This window comes from Escherichia ruysiae, from assembly GCF_031323975.1.
GTDB classification, from domain to species: Bacteria; Pseudomonadota; Gammaproteobacteria; order Enterobacterales; family Enterobacteriaceae; genus Escherichia; species Escherichia ruysiae.
On record NZ_JAVIWS010000001.1, the window covers coordinates 2,958,523 to 2,976,525 of the forward strand.

Genomic DNA, 18,003 nt, shown 5'->3' on the forward strand with positions numbered 1-18,003 from the left:
TTCACCCTCTATCATCCCAGGCGGATCGGGTCCACACTAAGCCCATCGAAAACATTCAGGGGGTGAATACAAATGATCTACTTACGCAAAGCAAATGAACGTGGTCATGCAAATCATGGCTGGCTGGACTCCTGGCACACTTTCTCTTTTGCCAACTATTACGATCCGAATTTTATGGGCTTCTCCGCGCTGCGCGTGATTAACGACGACGTGATTGAAGCAGGGCAGGGCTTCGGCACTCACCCACATAAAGATATGGAAATTTTGACCTACGTGCTGGAAGGTACTGTTGAGCATCAGGACAGCATGGGCAATAAAGAGCATGTTCCGGCGGGCGAGTTTCAGATAATGAGTGCGGGTACGGGTATTCGTCACTCAGAGTACAACCCCAGCAGCACCGAGCGTCTGCATCTGTATCAGATCTGGATCATGCCAGAAGAAAATGGGATTACGCCGCGTTATGAACAGCGTCGCTTTGATGCCGTGCAGGGCAAACAGCTGGTTCTTTCGCCGGATGCGCGTGATGGTTCGCTGAAAGTGTATCAGGATATGGAACTTTACCGCTGGGCGCTGGTAAAAGATGAGCAGTCGATACATCAGATTGCCGCTGAACGCCGCGTCTGGATCCAGGTAGTAAAAGGCAATGTCACCATTAACGGTGTCAAAGCCTCTACCAGCGATGGTCTGGCAATCTGGGATGAGCAGGCAATCTCCGTCCACGCCGATAGCGACAGTGAAATCCTGCTGTTCGATTTACCGCCAGTCTAAATTTATCTCACAAACCTTCCTGAGGAATCAGGAAGGTTCTGATGCGTCCGTGGTAAACTAAAGGAATCTATCCCTTTTGTACCCTTCAGGACGATGAAAAAGAAAAGACCCGTACTTCAGGATGTGGCTGACCGTGTAGGCGTGACCAAAATGACGGTCAGCCGTTTTTTACGCAACCCGGAGCAGGTCTCCGTCGCCTTACGCGGCAAGATTGCCGCCGCTCTTGATGAACTGGGTTATATTCCCAACCGCGCGCCCGATATCCTCTCAAATGCTACCAGCCGGGCAATTGGCGTCCTGTTACCTTCTCTCACCAACCAGGTTTTCGCGGAAGTATTACGCGGCATCGAAAGCGTCACCGACGCGCACGGTTATCAGACTATGCTGGCGCACTACGGTTATAAACCGGAAATGGAGCAAGAACGTCTCGAATCGATGCTCTCCTGGAATATCGACGGGCTGATCCTCACCGAACGTACCCACACGCCGCGCACCTTAAAGATGATTGAAGTGGCAGGTATTCCGGTGGTGGAACTGATGGACAGTAAATCACCGTGCCTCGATATCGCCGTCGGTTTTGATAACTTTGAAGCGGCACGCCAGATGACCACCGCCATTATTGCTCGCGGGCATCGTCACATTGCCTATCTCGGCGCACGTCTCGACGAACGTACTATCATCAAACAGAAGGGATACGAACAGGCGATGCTGGATGCAGGCCTGGTGCCATATAGCGTGATGGTTGAACAATCTTCTTCTTACTCTTCAGGTATTGAACTGATTCGCCAGGCGCGGCGGGAATATCCGCAGTTGGATGGCGTATTCTGTACCAACGATGACCTGGCTGTCGGCGCGGCGTTTGAATGTCAGCGTTTGGGGCTGAAAATTCCTGACGATATGGCGATTGCCGGTTTCCACGGTCACGATATTGGTCAGGTGATGGAGCCACGGCTGGCGAGTGTGCTGACACCGCGTGAGCGGATGGGCAGCATTGGCGCTGAACGCCTGCTGGCGCGTATTCGTGGCGAAGCAGTGACACCGAAAATGTTAGATTTAGGTTTCACCTTGTCACCGGGCGGATCTATTTAAGCTCACAAATTTGAAGTAGCTCACACTTATACACTTAAGGCACGGATGGATATTGCTTCTGATTTTGTCCGGCTGGACAATGTTACCGATAACAGTTACCCGTAACATTTTTAATTCTTGTATTGTGGGGGCACCACTTTGAGCACGACTAACCATGATCACCACATTTACGTCTTGATGGGCGTATCGGGCAGCGGCAAATCTGCGGTCGCCAGTGAAGTGGCGCATCAACTTCATGCCGCGTTTCTTGATGGCGATTTCCTCCATCCGCGTCGCAATATCGAAAAAATGGCGTCCGGTGAACCGTTGAATGATGACGATCGCAAACCGTGGTTACAGGCACTGAACGACGCCGCGTTTGCCATGCAGCGCACCAATAAAGTGTCGCTGATCGTCTGTTCTGCACTGAAAAAGCACTATCGCGACCTGCTACGCGCGGGTAATCCGAATCTCTCTTTCATCTACCTGAAAGGCGATTTTGATGTGATTGAAAGCCGCCTGAAAGCGCGTAAAGGCCATTTCTTTAAAACCCAAATGCTGGTGACGCAGTTTGAAACGCTGCAGGAACCGGGTGTGGACGAAACCGATGTACTGGTGGTGGATATCGATCAGCCACTGGAAGGTGTTGTGGCAAGCACCATTGAGGTTATTAAAAAAGGCAAATAAGTAGTGAGTACATTAACGCTTGTTTTAACAGCAGTAGGGTCTGTTTTACTGCTGCTGTTTTTAGTCATGAAGGCGCGTATGCACGCCTTCCTGGCTTTGATGGTGGTGTCTATGGGGGCTGGCCTTTTTTCCGGTATGCCGCTCGATAAAATCGCAGCGACGATGGAAAAAGGGATGGGAGGCACCCTCGGCTTCCTGGCGGTGGTTGTCGCTCTGGGAGCCATGTTTGGCAAGATCTTACATGAAACCGGCGCAGTCGATCAGATTGCCGTCAAAATGCTCAAATCCTTCGGCCACAGCCGCGCTCATTATGCCATTGGCCTTGCTGGGCTGGTTTGTGCGCTACCGCTGTTCTTTGAAGTGGCGATTGTTCTGCTGATTAGCGTTGCTTTCTCAATGGCGCGCCATACCGGCACGAACCTGGTGAAACTGGTTATCCCGTTATTCGCCGGTGTGGCGGCAGCGGCGGCGTTCTTACTGCCGGGGCCAGCGCCAATGCTGCTGGCATCGCAGATGAACGCCGACTTTGGCTGGATGATCTTGATTGGCCTGTGTGCGGCAATTCCGGGAATGATTATTGCCGGGCCGCTGTGGGGTAATTTCATCAGCCGCTACGTGGAACTGCATATTCCTGACGACATCAGCGAACCGCATCTCGGCGAAGGAAAAATGCCATCTTTCGGATTCAGCCTGTCGCTGATCCTGCTGCCGCTGGTGCTGGTAGGTCTTAAAACCATTGCCGCGCGTTTTGTGCCGGAAGGCTCTACCGCTTATGAATGGTTCGAGTTTATCGGTCATCCGTTTACCGCGATTCTGGTTGCTTGTCTGGTGGCGATTTATGGTCTGGCGATGCGTCAGGGTATGCCGAAAGACAAAGTGATGGAGATTTGCGGTCACGCGCTGCAACCGGCGGGGATCATTCTGCTGGTGATTGGTGCAGGTGGCGTGTTCAAACAGGTACTGGTTGATTCTGGCGTAGGTCCGGCACTGGGCGAAGCGTTAACCGGGATGGGGCTGCCGATTGCTATCACCTGCTTCGTGCTGGCCGCTGCAGTGCGCATCATTCAGGGTTCTGCCACCGTTGCCTGCTTAACGGCGGTGGGACTGGTGATGCCGGTTATTGAACAACTGAACTACTCCGGTGCGCAAATGGCGGCGTTGTCGATTTGTATCGCCGGTGGTTCGATTGTTGTCAGCCACGTTAACGACGCTGGTTTCTGGTTGTTCGGTAAATTTACCGGCGCGACCGAAGCCGAAACGCTGAAAACCTGGACCATGATGGAAACCATCCTTGGCACTGTCGGTGCTATCGTCGGGATGATTGCGTTCCAGCTGTTGAGTTAAGTTTGTTCGCCCGGTAGTTCTGACGCTACCGGGCTCATTTCGAGAAATTATCCCCGTCACCCCTTCATCCACATCCGAACGCCGTCGAGGAACATCTGGGTTGCCATCATCACCAGAATCAATCCCATCAGGCGTTCCAGTGCATTCACCCCTTTCTCGCCCAGCAGACGTAAAAATAGCGATGACTGCAGCAGGATGACAAATGTGCCGCCCCAGGCCAGCAGCAGGGCAATCACCAGATGCCCCATCTGATTGGGGTACTGATGAGACAGCAACATCAGCGTGGCGAGAATCGTCGGCCCGGCGACCAGTGGAATGGCTAATGGCACGATAAACGGCTCTTCACCAGCCGGAAGCCCGCTGCTGTTTCCCGAGGCGCTGGGGAAAATCATCTTAATGGCAATCAGAAACAGAATGATGCCGCCAGAAATAGAGACGGTTTCCGCCCGCAGACTAAGAAATGCCAGAATTTTCTCACCCGCAAACAGGAACACCAGCATCACCAGAAGAGCAATAAGCAACTCTCGCACCATGATTGCCCGACGTCTTTTCGGTTCAGTATGTTTCAGTACGGACATGAAAATAGGTAGGTTTCCGAGCGGATCCATAATCAAGATCAATAAAACTGCTGCAGAAATGATTTCATTCATAACTCAAGTTCCCTGATAATTGCGTTGGACTTTCTGCGTGCTATGAAAGCAGGATAAGTCGCATTACTGATTGCTTCGCTATCATTGATTAATTTCACTTGCGACTTTGGCTGCTTTTTGTATGGTGAAAGATGTGCCATGAGGACACAGGCACATATATACAGCACACATCTTTGCAGGAAAAAAACGCTTATGAAAAATGTTGGTTTTATCGGCTGGCGCGGTATGGTCGGCTCCGTTCTCATGCAACGCATGGTTGAAGAGCGCGACTTCGACGCCATTCGCCCTGTCTTCTTTTCGACTTCCCAGCCTGGTCAGGCTGCACCGTCCTTTGGCGGTACTACCGGCACACTTCAGGATGCCTTTGATCTGGAGGCGCTGCAGGCCCTCGATATCATCGTAACCTGTCAGGGCGGCGATTATACCAACGAAATCTATCCAAAGCTCCGTGAGAACGGGTGGCAAGGTTACTGGATTGACGCAGCATCGTCTCTGCGCATGAAAGACGACGCCATCATCATCCTTGACCCAGTCAATCAGGACGTCATTACTGACGGATTAAATAAAGGCATCAGGACTTTTGTGGGCGGTAACTGTACCGTAAGCCTGATGTTGATGTCGTTAGGCGGTTTATTCGCCAATGATCTTGTTGATTGGGTTTCCGTTGCAACCTACCAGGCGGCTTCCGGCGGTGGTGCGCGACATATGCGGGAGTTGTTAACCCAGATGGGCCAACTGTATGGTCATGTGGCGGATGAACTCGCAACCCCGTCCTCTGCTATTCTCAATATTGAACGCAAAGTCACGACCTTAACCCGCAGCGGCGAGTTGCCGGTGGATAACTTTGGTGTTCCGCTGGCGGGTAGCCTGATTCCGTGGATCGACAAACAGCTTGATAACGGTCAGAGCCGCGAAGAATGGAAAGGGCAGGCGGAAACTAACAAGATCCTCAACACATCTTCTGTGATTCCGGTAGATGGTTTATGCGTGCGTGTCGGAGCATTGCGCTGCCATAGTCAGGCATTCACCATCAAATTGAAAAAAGATGTATCGATTCCGACCGTGGAAGAACTGCTGGCGGCTCACAATCCGTGGGCGAAAGTCGTACCAAACGATCGGGAAATCACTATGCGTGAGCTAACCCCAGCAGCCGTTACTGGCACGCTGACCACGCCTGTAGGCCGCCTGCGTAAACTGAATATGGGGCCAGAATTTCTGTCAGCCTTTACCGTGGGTGACCAGTTGCTGTGGGGTGCAGCGGAGCCGCTGCGCCGGATGCTTCGTCAACTGGCGTAATCTTTATTCATTAAATCTGGGGCGCAATGCCGCCCCTTTTAGTGCGTAATACAGGAGTAAGCGCAGATGTTTCATGATTTACCGGGAGTTAGATAGAGCATTGGCTATTCTTTAAGGGTGGCAGAATACATGAGTATTCACTGCCTTACCTGAAGGGAGGACGACGCAGAGAGGATGCACAGAGTGCTGCGCCGTTCAGGTCAAAAAAATGTCACAACCAGATGTCAAAAATCAGTTGGATGGGGTGACACAATAAAACAGGAAAACAAGCATGTCCGTTCGTATCGATAGAGACGTGATAAACGCGCTAATTGCAGGCCATTTTGCAGACCCATTTTCCGTACTGGGAATGCATAAAACTACAGCAGGACTGGAAGTCCGTGCCCTTTTACCTGACGCCACCGATGTGTGGGTGATTGAACCAAAAACCGGACGCAAAGTCGCTAAACTGGAGTGTCTCGACTCTCGTGGATTCTTCAGCGGCGTCATTCCACGACGTAAGAATTTTTTCCGCTATCAGTTGGCTGTTGTCTGGCATGGTCAGCAGAATCTTATTGATGACCCTTACCGTTTTGGCCCTTTAATTCAGGAAATGGATGCCTGGCTGTTATCTGAAGGTACTCACCTGCGCCCGTATGAAACCTTAGGCGCACACGCAGATACCATGGATGGCGTTACCGGCACGCGTTTTTCTGTCTGGGCACCCAATGCCCGCCGAGTCTCGGTTGTTGGGCAATTCAACTACTGGGATGGTCGTCGTCATCCGATGCGCCTGCGTAAAGAGAGCGGCATCTGGGAACTGTTTATCCCTGGCGCGCACAACGGTCAGCTCTATAAATACGAAATGATTGATGCCAATGGCAATCTGCGTTTGAAGTCTGATCCTTATGCCTTTGAAGCACAGATGCGTCCGGAAACCGCTTCCCTTATTTGCGGACTGCCTGAAAAGGTCGTGCAGACCGAAGAGCGCAAAAAAGCGAATCAGTTTGATGCGCCAATCTCTATCTATGAAGTTCATCTGGGTTCCTGGCGTCGTCACACCGACAACAACTTCTGGTTAAGCTACCGCGAGCTGGCCGATCAACTGGTGCCTTACGCTAAATGGATGGGCTTTACCCATCTCGAACTGCTGCCAATTAACGAACATCCATTCGATGGTAGTTGGGGCTATCAACCGACGGGTCTGTACGCGCCAACTCGCCGTTTTGGTACTCGCGATGACTTCCGCTATTTCATTGATGCCGCACACGCAGCCGGTTTGAACGTTATTCTTGACTGGGTGCCGGGGCACTTCCCGACTGATGACTTTGCACTTGCCGAATTTGACGGAACAAATCTGTATGAACACAGCGATCCGCGCGAAGGCTATCATCAGGACTGGAACACGCTGATCTACAACTATGGTCGCCGTGAAGTCAGTAACTTCCTTGTCGGTAACGCGCTGTACTGGATTGAACGTTTTGGTATTGATGCGCTGCGTGTCGATGCGGTGGCGTCGATGATTTATCGCGACTACAGCCGTAAAGAGGGCGAGTGGATCCCCAACGAGTTTGGTGGACGCGAGAATCTGGAAGCGATTGAATTTTTACGCAATACCAACCGTATTATCGGTGAGCAAGTTCCTGGCGCGGTAACGATGGCGGAGGAGTCTACTGACTTCCCTGGCGTTTCTCGTCCGCAGGATATCGGCGGCCTCGGCTTCTGGTACAAGTGGAACCTCGGCTGGATGCACGACACCCTGGACTACATGAAGCTCGACCCGGTTTATCGTCAATACCATCACGATAAACTCACCTTCGGGATGCTCTACAACTACACTGAAAACTTCGTCCTGCCGTTGTCGCACGACGAAGTGGTGCACGGCAAAAAATCGATTCTCGACAGAATGCCGGGCGATGCATGGCAGAAGTTTGCCAATCTGCGAGCCTACTATGCCTGGATGTGGGCGTTCCCAGGCAAAAAACTGCTGTTCATGGGCAATGAATTTGCTCAAGGGCGTGAGTGGAACCACGACGCCAGCCTTGACTGGCACCTGCTGGAAGGCGGCGACAACTGGCATCACGGCGTCCAGCGTCTGGTGCGCGATCTGAACCACACTTATCGCTATCACAAAGCATTGCACGAGCTGGATTTTGACGCGTATGGCTTTGAATGGCTGGTGGTGGATGACCATGAACGTTCGGTGCTGATTTTTGTTCGCCGTGATAAAGAGGGTAATGAAATTATCGTTGCCAGTAACTTTACGCCGGTGCCGCGCCATGATTATCGCTTTGGTATTAATCAGCCGGGTAAATGGCGTGAAATCCTCAATACGGATTCCATGCACTATCACGGTAGCAATACCGGTAATGGCGGCGCAGTACACAGTGATGAGATCGCCAGCCACGGTCGCCAGCATTCATTAAGCCTTACGCTACCGCCGCTGGCCACTATCTGGCTGGTTCGGGAGGGATAATGACACAACTTGCCATTGGCAATCCCGCTCCTCTTGGCGCGCATTACGACGGCCAGGGCGTTAACTTCACGCTCTTCTCCGCTCATGCCGAACGGGTAGAGCTGTGTGTGTTTGACGCTCAGGGCATCGAACATCGGTATGATTTGCCAGGACGAAGTGGTGACATCTGGCACGGTTATCTGCCGGATGCGCGCCCGGGTTTGCGTTATGGTTACCGCGTTCATGGCCCATGGCAACCCGCCATGGGGCATCGCTTTAACCCGGCGAAGTTGTTGATTGATCCTTGCGCGCGGCAAATTGTCGGGGAATTTAAAGATAACCCGCTGCTGCACGCCGGGCATAGTGATCCTGACTATCGCGACAACGCTGCTATTGCGCCGAAATGCGTAGTGGTCGTGGATCACTATGACTGGGAAGATGATGCCCCGCCGCGCACGTCGTGGGGCAGTACCATCATTTATGAAGCCCATGTCAAAGGCTTAACCTACTTGCACCCGGAGATCCCGGTCGAGATCCGTGGAACCTATAAAGCCCTTGGGCATCCGGTGATGATCAACTATTTAAAACAGTTGGGCATTACCGCACTGGAACTGCTGCCGATCGCGCAATTTGCCAGTGAGCCGCGCTTGCAACGAATGGGGTTGAGTAACTACTGGGGTTACAACCCGGTGGCGCTGTTTGCACTGCATCCGGCGTATGCATGCTCGCCCGACACGGCGTTGGATGAGTTCCGCGATGCAGTCAAAGCCCTGCACAAAGCGGGCATTGAGGTCATTCTCGACATCGTTCTCAACCACAGTGCGGAACTGGATCTCGACGGCCCGTTATTCTCCCTGCGCGGGATCGATAACCGTAGCTATTATTGGATAAGAGAAGACGGCGATTATCACAACTGGACTGGTTGCGGCAATACGCTCAATTTGAGCCATCCAGCTGTGGTGGAGTACGCCAGCGCCTGTCTACGCTATTGGGTGGAAACTTGTCATGTTGATGGCTTCCGCTTCGATCTCGCTACAGTCATGGGGCGAACGCCGGAGTTTCGTCAGGATGCGCCTCTGTTTACGGCTATTCAGAATTGCCCGGTACTTTCGCAAGTGAAGCTGATTGCCGAACCGTGGGATATCGCGCCTGGCGGCTATCAGGTGGGGAATTTCCCGCCGTTGTTTGCCGAGTGGAACGATCATTTCCGCGATGCCGCCCGGCGCTTCTGGCTGCACTATAACCTGTCGCTGGGGGAGTTTGCCGGACGTTTTGCTGCTTCCAGCGATGTTTTTAAACGTAATGGCCGTCTGCCGAGTGCTGCGATTAATCTGGTCACAGCGCATGACGGTTTTACGCTTCGCGACTGCGTTTGTTTTAACCATAAACACAATGAAGCAAACGGAGAAGAAAATCGCGACGGAACCAACAACAATTACAGTAACAATCATGGTAAAGAAGGGTTAGGCGGTACTCTTGATCTGGTTGAACGGCGGCGCGACAGCATTCACGCCCTGTTAACAACGTTGTTGCTCTCCCAGGGTACGCCGATGTTACTGGCCGGTGACGAACACGGTCACAGCCAGCATGGCAATAACAATGCTTACTGTCAGGATAACCAACTAACGTGGTTGGACTGGTCGCAAGCAAGCAGTGGCTTAACCGCGTTTACCGCCGCGTTAATCCATCTGCGCAAGCGCATTCCTGCTTTGGCAGAGGATCGCTGGTGGGAAGAAGGCGACGGCAATGTCCGTTGGCTGAATCGATATGCTCAATCTTTAAGCTCGGATGAGTGGCAGAACGGGCCAAAGCAGCTGCAAATTTTGCTTTCGGATCGTTTCTTGATCGCAATAAACGCCACGCTTGAGGTAACAGAGATTGTTTTACCTGCTGGGGAGTGGCGTGCCATTCCCCCATTCGCTGGAGAGGATAACCCAGTGATTACGGCTGTCTGGCCGGGACCTGCACACGGACTGTGTGTGTTCCAGAGATGATAAAAAAGGAGTTAGTCATGATTAGTTTAGAGAAGAACGATCACTTAATGTTGGCGCGCCAGCTGCCATTGAAGTCTGTTGCCCTGATTCTGGCGGGGGGACGTGGTACTCGCCTGAAGGATTTAACCAATAAACGAGCAAAGCCTGCCGTACACTTCGGCGGCAAGTTCCGTATTATCGATTTTGCACTGTCCAACTGTATCAACTCCGGTATCCGTCGTATGGGCGTGATCACCCAGTACCAGTCTCACACTCTGGTACAGCATATTCAGCGCGGCTGGTCGTTCTTCAATGAAGAAATGAACGAGTTTGTCGATCTGCTGCCAGCGCAGCAGAGAATGAAAGGGGAGAACTGGTATCGCGGTACGGCAGATGCCGTTACCCAAAACCTCGACATTATCCGCCGTTATAAAGCGGAGTACGTAGTGATCCTGGCGGGTGACCATATCTACAAGCAAGACTACTCGCGTATGCTTATCGACCACGTCGAAAAAGGCGCACGTTGCACCGTTGCTTGTATGCCTGTACCGATTGAAGAAGCCTCTGCATTTGGCGTTATGGCGGTTGATGGAAACGATAAAATTATCGAATTTGTTGAAAAACCGGCTAACCCGCCGTCGATGCCAAACGATCCGAGCAAATCTTTAGCGAGTATGGGGATCTACGTCTTTGATGCAGAGTACCTGTATGAATTGCTGGAAGAAGACGATCGTGATGAAAACTCCAGCCACGACTTTGGTAAGGATTTGATTCCAAAAATTACCGAAGCAGGCCTCGCCTATGCGCATCCATTCCCGCTCTCTTGTGTACAGTCCGACCCGGACGCCGAGCCGTACTGGCGTGATGTTGGGACACTGGAGGCTTACTGGAAAGCGAACCTGGATCTGGCTTCTGTCGTGCCGGAACTGGATATGTACGATCGCAACTGGCCGATTCGCACCTACAATGAATCATTGCCGCCAGCGAAATTCGTTCAGGATCGCTCCGGTAGCCATGGGATGACCCTTAACTCACTGGTTTCCGGCGGTTGTGTGATCTCTGGTTCGGTGGTGGTGCAGTCCGTTCTGTTCTCACGCGTTCGCGTGAATTCATTCTGCAACATTGATTCCGCCGTATTGCTGCCGGAAGTATGGGTAGGTCGCTCGTGCCGTCTGCGTCGCTGCGTCATTGACCGCGCTTGTGTCATTCCGGAAGGAATGGTGATTGGTGAGGATGCAGAAGAGGATGCACGTCGTTTCTATCGTTCAGAAGAAGGCATTGTGCTGGTTACGCGCGAAATGCTACGGAAGTTAGGGTACAAACAGGAGCGATAATGCAGGTTTTACATGTATGTTCAGAGATGTTCCCGCTGCTTAAAACCGGCGGTCTGGCTGATGTTATTGGGGCATTACCCGCAGCACAAATCGCAGACGGCGTTGACGCTCGCGTACTGTTGCCTGCATTTCCCGATATTCGCCGTGGCGTGACCGATGCAAAGGTGGTATCTCGCCGTGATACCTTTGCCGGACATTTCACGCTGCTGTTTGGGCATTACAACGGGGTTGGCATTTACCTGATTGATGCACCGCATCTCTACGATCGTCCCGGAAGCCCGTATCACGATACCAACTTATTTGCTTACACCGACAACGTATTGCGTTTTGCACTGCTCGGATGGGTTGGAGCGGAGATGGCAAGCGGGCTTGACCCATTCTGGCGCCCCGATGTTGTGCACGCGCACGACTGGCATGCGGGTCTTGCGCCTGCGTATCTGGCGGCACATGGGCGTCCGGCGAAGTCGGTGTTTACTGTACACAACCTGGCCTATCAAGGCATGTTTTATGCACATCACATGAATGACATCCAATTGCCATGGTCATTCTTTAATGTTCACGGGCTGGAATTCAACGGGCAAATCTCTTTCCTGAAGGCCGGATTGTATTACGCCGACCACATTACAGCGGTTAGTCCGACCTACGCTCGTGAGATCACTGAACCACAGTTTGCCTACGGTATGGAAGGTTTACTCCAGCAGCGTCATCGTGAAGGACGACTTTCCGGCGTACTGAACGGCGTGGACGAGAAAATATGGAGTCCAGAGACGGACTTACTTTTAGCCTCGCGTTACACCCGCGATTCATTGGAGGATAAAGCGGAGAATAAGCGCCAGTTGCAAATCGCAATGGGGCTTAAGGTTGACGATAAAGTGCCGCTTTTTGCAGTGGTGAGCCGTCTGACCAGCCAGAAAGGACTGGATTTGGTGCTGGAAGCCTTACCGGGTCTTCTGGAACAGGGCGGACAACTGGCACTGCTCGGCGCGGGCGATCCGGTATTGCAGGAAGGTTTTCTTGCTGCAGCGGCGGAGCATCCCGGCAAGGTTGGTGTACAGATTGGTTATCACGAAGCATTTTCGCATCGCATTATGGGCGGCGCGGACGTCATTCTGGTTCCCAGTCGTTTTGAACCGTGCGGCTTAACGCAACTTTATGGATTGAAGTACGGCACGCTGCCACTGGTGCGGCGTACCGGTGGGCTTGCTGATACGGTTTCTGACTGTTCTCTTGAGAACCTTGCAGATGGCGTCGCCAGTGGGTTTGTCTTTGAAGATAGTAATGCCTGGTCGCTGTTACGGGCTATTCGACGCGCTTTTGTTCTGTGGTCTCGCCCTTCACTGTGGCGGTTTGTGCAACGTCAGGCTATGGCAATGGATTTTAGCTGGCAGGTCGCGGCGAAGTCGTACCGTGAGCTTTACTATCGCTTGAAATAGTTTTCAGGAAACGCCTATATGAATGCTCCGTTTACATATTCATCGCCCACGCTAAGCGTAGAAGCTCTTAAGCACTCTATCGCTTACAAGCTGATGTTTACGATTGGAAAGGATCCGGTCGTCGCCAATAAACATGAATGGCTGAACGCAACGTTATTTGCTGTGCGCGATCGTCTCGTGGAACGCTGGTTACGTTCGAATCGTGCCCAGCTGTCGCAAGAAACTCGCCAGGTTTACTACCTGTCGATGGAGTTTTTGATTGGCCGTACTCTCTCCAACGCCATGCTGTCGTTAGGTATTTATGACGATGTCCAGGGTGCGCTGGAGTCGATGGGATTAAATCTCGAAGAGTTGATTGATGAAGAAAATGACCCGGGTCTCGGTAACGGTGGCCTGGGGCGTCTGGCCGCCTGCTTCCTGGATTCGCTGGCGACGTTAGGGTTGCCGGGGCGCGGTTACGGCATCCGTTATGACTATGGTATGTTCAAACAGAACATCGTTAACGGCAGTCAGAAAGAGTCTCCGGACTACTGGCTGGAGTACGGCAATCCGTGGGAATTTAAACGCCACAATACGCGCTACAAAGTGCGTTTTGGCGGCCGTATTCAGCAAGAAGGTAAGAAAACGCGCTGGATTGAAACCGAAGAGATTCTGGCCGTGGCTTACGACCAAATTATCCCAGGTTATGATACTGACGCGACCAACACTTTGCGTCTGTGGAGTGCACAAGCCAGTAGCGAAATTAATCTTGGTAAATTTAACCAGGGTGACTACTTCGCGGCAGTGGAAGATAAAAACCACTCTGAGAACGTATCCCGCGTACTGTACCCAGATGACTCCACCTATTCCGGACGTGAACTGCGTTTGCGTCAGGAATATTTCCTGGTATCTTCGACCATTCAGGACATTTTAAGTCGCCATTATCAGTTGCATAAAACCTACGATAATCTGGCGGATAAAATCGCGATTCACCTCAACGACACCCATCCGGTGCTGTCGATTCCTGAGCTGATGCGTCTGCTGATCGATGAGCACAAATTTAGCTGGGACGACGCTTTTGAAGTGTGCTGCGAGGTCTTCTCCTACACCAACCACACGCTGATGAGCGAGGCGCTGGAAACCTGGCCGGTCGATATGCTGGGTAAAATTCTGCCGCGCCATTTGCAGATTATCTTTGAAATCAACGACTATTTCCTGAAAACCTTGCAGGAGCAGTATCCGAACGATACAGACCTGCTGGGACGGGCGTCGATCATTGATGAATCGAATGGGCGTCGTGTGCGCATGGCCTGGCTGGCTGTTGTGGTCAGTCACAAAGTTAACGGCGTATCGGAGCTGCACTCTAATCTGATGGTGCAATCGCTGTTTGCTGACTTTGCGAAGATCTTCCCTGGACGTTTCACCAACGTTACCAATGGTGTGACTCCGCGTCGCTGGCTGGCGGTGGCGAATCCGTCGCTTTCAGGCGTGCTGGATCAACACCTCGGTCGTAACTGGCGTACCGATCTGAGTCAATTAAACGAGTTGCAACAGCATTGTGATTTTCCGATGGTCAATCATGCTGTTCATCAGGCGAAACTGGAGAACAAAAAGCGTCTGGCGGAGTACATCGCCCAACAATTGAATGTGGTGGTGAATCCGAAGGCGCTGTTTGATGTGCAAATCAAACGTATTCACGAATACAAACGTCAATTGATGAATGTGTTGCACGTGATCACCCGCTATAACCGCATCAAGGCCGATCCAGATGCGAAGTGGGTTCCACGAGTGAATATCTTTGGCGGTAAGGCGGCTTCGGCCTATTACATGGCGAAGCACATTATCCATTTGATCAATGACGTAGCGAAAGTGATCAACAACGATCCACAGATTGGCGATAAGCTGAAAGTGGTGTTTATCCCGAACTACAGCGTCAGCCTGGCGCAGCTGATCATTCCGGCAGCCGATCTTTCCGAACAGATTTCGCTGGCGGGTACGGAAGCCTCCGGCACCAGTAACATGAAGTTTGCACTTAACGGCGCACTGACTATCGGTACGCTGGACGGTGCGAACGTCGAGATGCTGGATCATGTCGGTGCGGATAATATCTTTATCTTTGGTAACACTGCGGAAGAAGTGGAAGAACTGCGTCGTCAGGGCTACAAACCGCGTGAATACTACGAGAAAGACGAAGAACTGCATCAGGTGCTGACGCAAATCGGCAGCGGCGTGTTCAGTCCGGAAGATCCGGGACGCTACCGCGATCTGGTTGATTCGCTGATCAACTTTGGCGATCACTACCAGGTGCTGGCGGATTATCGCAGCTATGTCGATTGTCAGGATAAAGTTGACGAACTGTACGAACGTCCGGAAGAGTGGACAGCCAAAGCGATGCTGAACATCGCAAATATGGGCTATTTCTCTTCTGACCGGACTATTAAAGAGTACGCCGATCTTATTTGGCATATTGATCCGGTGAGATTGTAATTTCGCCAAAAATAGAACGGGGCCAAAAGGTCCCGTTTTTTTTCGCCTTTATTTCGGAAAAGTGTCCAGCGGGGTGAAGATAGTGGAGGAGTATAATTTCGTCATTCAGAAAGAATGGACAGAATGATGCAAAACAAAAAATGGATTTTGATCTCGCTGGTAATGACTTTTTTCGGTATTCCCATACTGGCGCAATTTTTGGCAGCGGTTATTGCCACGCTGGGTGCGACTCGATGGCGCGACGGCAGCATAACCCATTTATGCTTCTGCCTTTTATGCGTTAAACGTTATACCGGAAGATTTTCACGTCTGAGATATCTGGATAACTCTCGCACGCCAGAAGCGTATAACAAAATCGTTAAGGGCGATGCCGATATTATTTTCGTGGCGCAACCTTCCGGTGGGCAGAAAAAACGGGCAGAGGAATCGGGCGTCACTTTGATATACACCCCCTTTGCCCGCGAAGCATTTTTTTTCATCGTCAATACGGATAATTATTTTTTATATTGCGCCAGAGAAATCAGCTTTGCTGGAAAATATCCGTAATTTCTTTCTGAGTGTTGTTTGGTGCCCCCTGAATTTTTCGCCATTTTGGCTCCAGCCCTGGACTGAGTTAGTCGGTTCGATAAGTGCACAGCTTGGTTTTGCGCTGGGATATTACTGCCAGTGGCGTAGCAAAAATAGAAGCCAGAGGTGGAAGTGGGGCGGGTGGGGAATGTGCCTGAGTTTTGTTACGTTGGGTATGATGGTGTGGGCTTTGCGATAATTCCCTGAATCCAAAAGTTATTGAGATTGAAATTTGACCACAGATTGTTGGCAAAGTGCGCTTTGTTCATGCCGGATGCGGCGTGAACGCCTATCCGGCCTACAAAACCATGCAAATTTAATATATTGCATAAGCTACGTAGGCCTGATAAGCGTAGCGCATCAGGCAGTTTTTGTGTTTATCATCAGTCTCAGGTCAGATTGAAATCTGACCTGACCACCTTACGTTAAATCACGACGCCAGCGACAATTTCTGCTGCGTATACTCGACCAGCCACTGACTTACACGAGACTGTTGCTGCGCATTCAGCCACATGCCTTGTTTCGTGCGACGCCACAGGGCATCGTCGGCGCGGCGTACCCATTCGTGGTCGACCAGGTATTTCAGCTCCGCTTCGTAGAACTCATGACCGAAATCTTCCCCGAGATCGCTTACCGTCCCCGCATTGCCGAGCAGCAGCTCGCTGTTGCTGCCGTAAGTGCGTGCGTAATGACGCGCCAGCGATTCGGTCAGGAACGGGTAACGGCGGCGCAGGCGGGCGGCATAATCGTCGCGGTCGCCTTCAATGGCACCACCTGGTAACACGCTCTCTTTCGTCCACGCCGGGCCAATACCCTGATAATACGGCGTCAGTTTTTCCAGCGCATGTTCCGCCAGTTTACGATAGGTCGTCAGCTTGCCGCCAAATACCGACAACAGCGGTGCTTTGCCGTTTTCGTCATGGATATCAAGCGTGTAATCACGAGTAATAGCCTGCGGTGAGTCGGACTCATCATCACACAGCGGGCGCACGCCCGAGTAGGTCCAGACGATATCGTCCCGGCTTAACTGTTTTTTAAAGTGCGCGTTATACACTTTCAGCAGGTAATTGATTTCACTCTCTTCAATCTTCACTGCCTTCGGATCGCCTTTGTACTCCACATCGGTGGTGCCGATGATAGAAAACTCATCCATCCACGGGATCACGAACACAATACGTTTATCTTCGTTTTGCAGAATGTAGGCTTGCTTCTGGGTATGCACACGCGGCACCACAATATGGCTGCCTTTGATCAGGCGAATGCCATAAGGCGAAGGCAGATGCATCCCGTCATCGAAGAACTGTTTCACCCACGGGCCGGTAGCATTAACCAAGCCGCGCGCCTGCCAGGTGTATTTTTTGCCGGTATCGATATCTTCCGCTTCCACAATCCACAGGCCGTTTTCGCGGCGAGCAGAAGTAGCACGAGTACGAGTAAGCACTTCGCCGCCTTTACGCACCACCATCTGGGCGTTGGCGAGTACCAGACGGGCGTCGTCTACCCAACAGTCGGAATATTCGAATCCGCGCTTAATTTCCGGTTTTAACACTGAATTTGCGCCAAAACGCAAACCGGTTGATCCCGGTAGGCTGGTGCGTTTACCCAGATGATCGTACATAAACAGACCAATCCGAATCATCCACGCCGGGCGCAGATGCGGACGATGCGGCAGGCGAAAACGCATCGGGAAGGCGATATGCGGGGCCATTTTCAGTAGCACTTCACGTTCAGCCAGCGCCTCGCTGACCAGGCGGAATTCATAGTGCTCAAGGTAGCGCAGGCCACCGTGAATGAGTTTTGAACTGGCGGAAGAGGTCGCGCAAGCGAGATCCTGCGCCTCCAGCATCAGCACGGATAAACCGCGTCCAGCGGCGTCTGCCGCGATACCAGCACCATTGATGCCGCCACCTATCACAATCAGATCTTTGGTTTCCATGCTGCCCTCATTCACTTTCGTTAAAGCTCATAAATGTTCGTTATCGA

12 protein-coding genes and 2 pseudogenes are annotated in these 18,003 nt (G+C 51.9%); 12 read left to right on the top strand and 2 right to left on the bottom strand.

Annotated features, from left to right (window positions below; genetic code table 11):
* The first annotated feature begins 72 nt into the window (after positions 1-72).
* From yhhW to gntU, 4 genes are all read left to right on the top strand, one after another.
* Entirely contained in the window at positions 73-768 is a 696-nt protein-coding gene (gene yhhW / locus RGV86_RS14260) for a quercetin 2,3-dioxygenase (protein ID WP_000639800.1), read from the top strand.
* A gap of 93 nt (positions 769-861) precedes the next feature.
* Positions 862-1,857 carry a gluconate operon transcriptional repressor GntR gene (gntR, locus tag RGV86_RS14265; RefSeq protein WP_000730250.1) on the top strand — a complete coding sequence of 332 codons (996 nt, stop codon included), beginning with the start codon at positions 862-864 and terminating at the stop codon, positions 1,855-1,857.
* Positions 1,858-1,995: 138 nt separating this feature from the next.
* Positions 1,996-2,523 carry a gluconokinase gene (gntK, locus tag RGV86_RS14270; protein WP_085461344.1) on the top strand — a complete coding sequence of 176 codons (528 nt, stop codon included), beginning with the start codon at positions 1,996-1,998 and terminating at the stop codon, positions 2,521-2,523.
* A gap of 3 nt (positions 2,524-2,526) precedes the next feature.
* On the top strand, positions 2,527-3,867 hold the full coding sequence (gene gntU / locus RGV86_RS14275; protein WP_000105942.1) for a gluconate transporter: 1,341 nt from the start codon (positions 2,527-2,529) through the stop codon (positions 3,865-3,867).
* Between the two features lie 56 nt (positions 3,868-3,923).
* Here gntU and yhgN read toward each other — a convergent pair whose 3' ends face one another.
* Positions 3,924-4,517 carry an NAAT family transporter YhgN gene (gene yhgN / locus RGV86_RS14280; protein WP_001002547.1) on the bottom strand — a complete coding sequence of 198 codons (594 nt, stop codon included), beginning with the start codon at positions 4,515-4,517 and terminating at the stop codon, positions 3,924-3,926.
* A gap of 192 nt (positions 4,518-4,709) precedes the next feature.
* Here yhgN and asd point away from each other — a divergent pair, with 192 nt between their 5' ends.
* The 8 genes and pseudogenes from asd to RGV86_RS14325 form a co-directional block, all read left to right on the top strand.
* The gene (gene asd, locus RGV86_RS14285; RefSeq protein WP_000799967.1) at positions 4,710-5,813 is read left to right on the top strand and encodes an aspartate-semialdehyde dehydrogenase; all 1,104 of its coding nucleotides are present in this window, start codon (positions 4,710-4,712) and stop codon (positions 5,811-5,813) included.
* Positions 5,814-6,084: 271 nt separating this feature from the next.
* Positions 6,085-8,268: a 1,4-alpha-glucan branching enzyme gene (gene glgB, locus RGV86_RS14295; RefSeq protein ID WP_000116223.1), complete on the top strand. Its 2,184-nt coding sequence runs from the start codon at positions 6,085-6,087 to the stop codon at positions 8,266-8,268.
* Positions 8,268-10,241 (top strand): glycogen debranching protein GlgX, encoded by a 1,974-nt coding sequence (gene glgX, locus RGV86_RS14300; protein WP_000192584.1) that lies wholly within the window; start codon positions 8,268-8,270, stop codon positions 10,239-10,241. The genes glgB and glgX overlap by 1 nt, the downstream gene beginning before the upstream one ends.
* A gap of 17 nt (positions 10,242-10,258) precedes the next feature.
* Positions 10,259-11,554, top strand: coding sequence for a glucose-1-phosphate adenylyltransferase (glgC, locus tag RGV86_RS14305; RefSeq protein WP_000624234.1), 1,296 nt, complete (start codon positions 10,259-10,261; stop codon positions 11,552-11,554).
* A complete protein-coding gene (gene glgA, locus RGV86_RS14310; protein ID WP_001197629.1) occupies positions 11,554-12,987 on the top strand; it encodes a glycogen synthase GlgA in 1,434 nt (477 codons plus the stop codon). Before glgC ends, glgA begins: the two co-directional genes overlap by 1 nt.
* 18 nt (positions 12,988-13,005) lie before the next feature.
* Complete coding sequence (glgP, locus tag RGV86_RS14315; RefSeq protein WP_000993435.1) at positions 13,006-15,453, top strand: glycogen phosphorylase; 2,448 nt, start codon at positions 13,006-13,008, stop codon at positions 15,451-15,453.
* Positions 15,454-15,673: 220 nt separating this feature from the next.
* Positions 15,674-15,948, top strand: a pseudogene (locus RGV86_RS14320) (phosphate ABC transporter substrate-binding protein); the annotation flags it as partial.
* Positions 15,947-16,219, top strand: a pseudogene (locus tag RGV86_RS14325) (hypothetical protein); the annotation flags it as partial. The pseudogenes RGV86_RS14320 and RGV86_RS14325, both read left to right, overlap by 2 nt.
* 231 nt (positions 16,220-16,450) lie before the next feature.
* On the opposite strand, the gene glpD reads toward RGV86_RS14325, so the two are convergent.
* Positions 16,451-17,956 carry a glycerol-3-phosphate dehydrogenase gene (gene glpD / locus RGV86_RS14330; RefSeq protein WP_085461343.1) on the bottom strand — a complete coding sequence of 502 codons (1,506 nt, stop codon included), beginning with the start codon at positions 17,954-17,956 and terminating at the stop codon, positions 16,451-16,453.
* Positions 17,957-18,003: the final 47 nt, after the last annotated feature.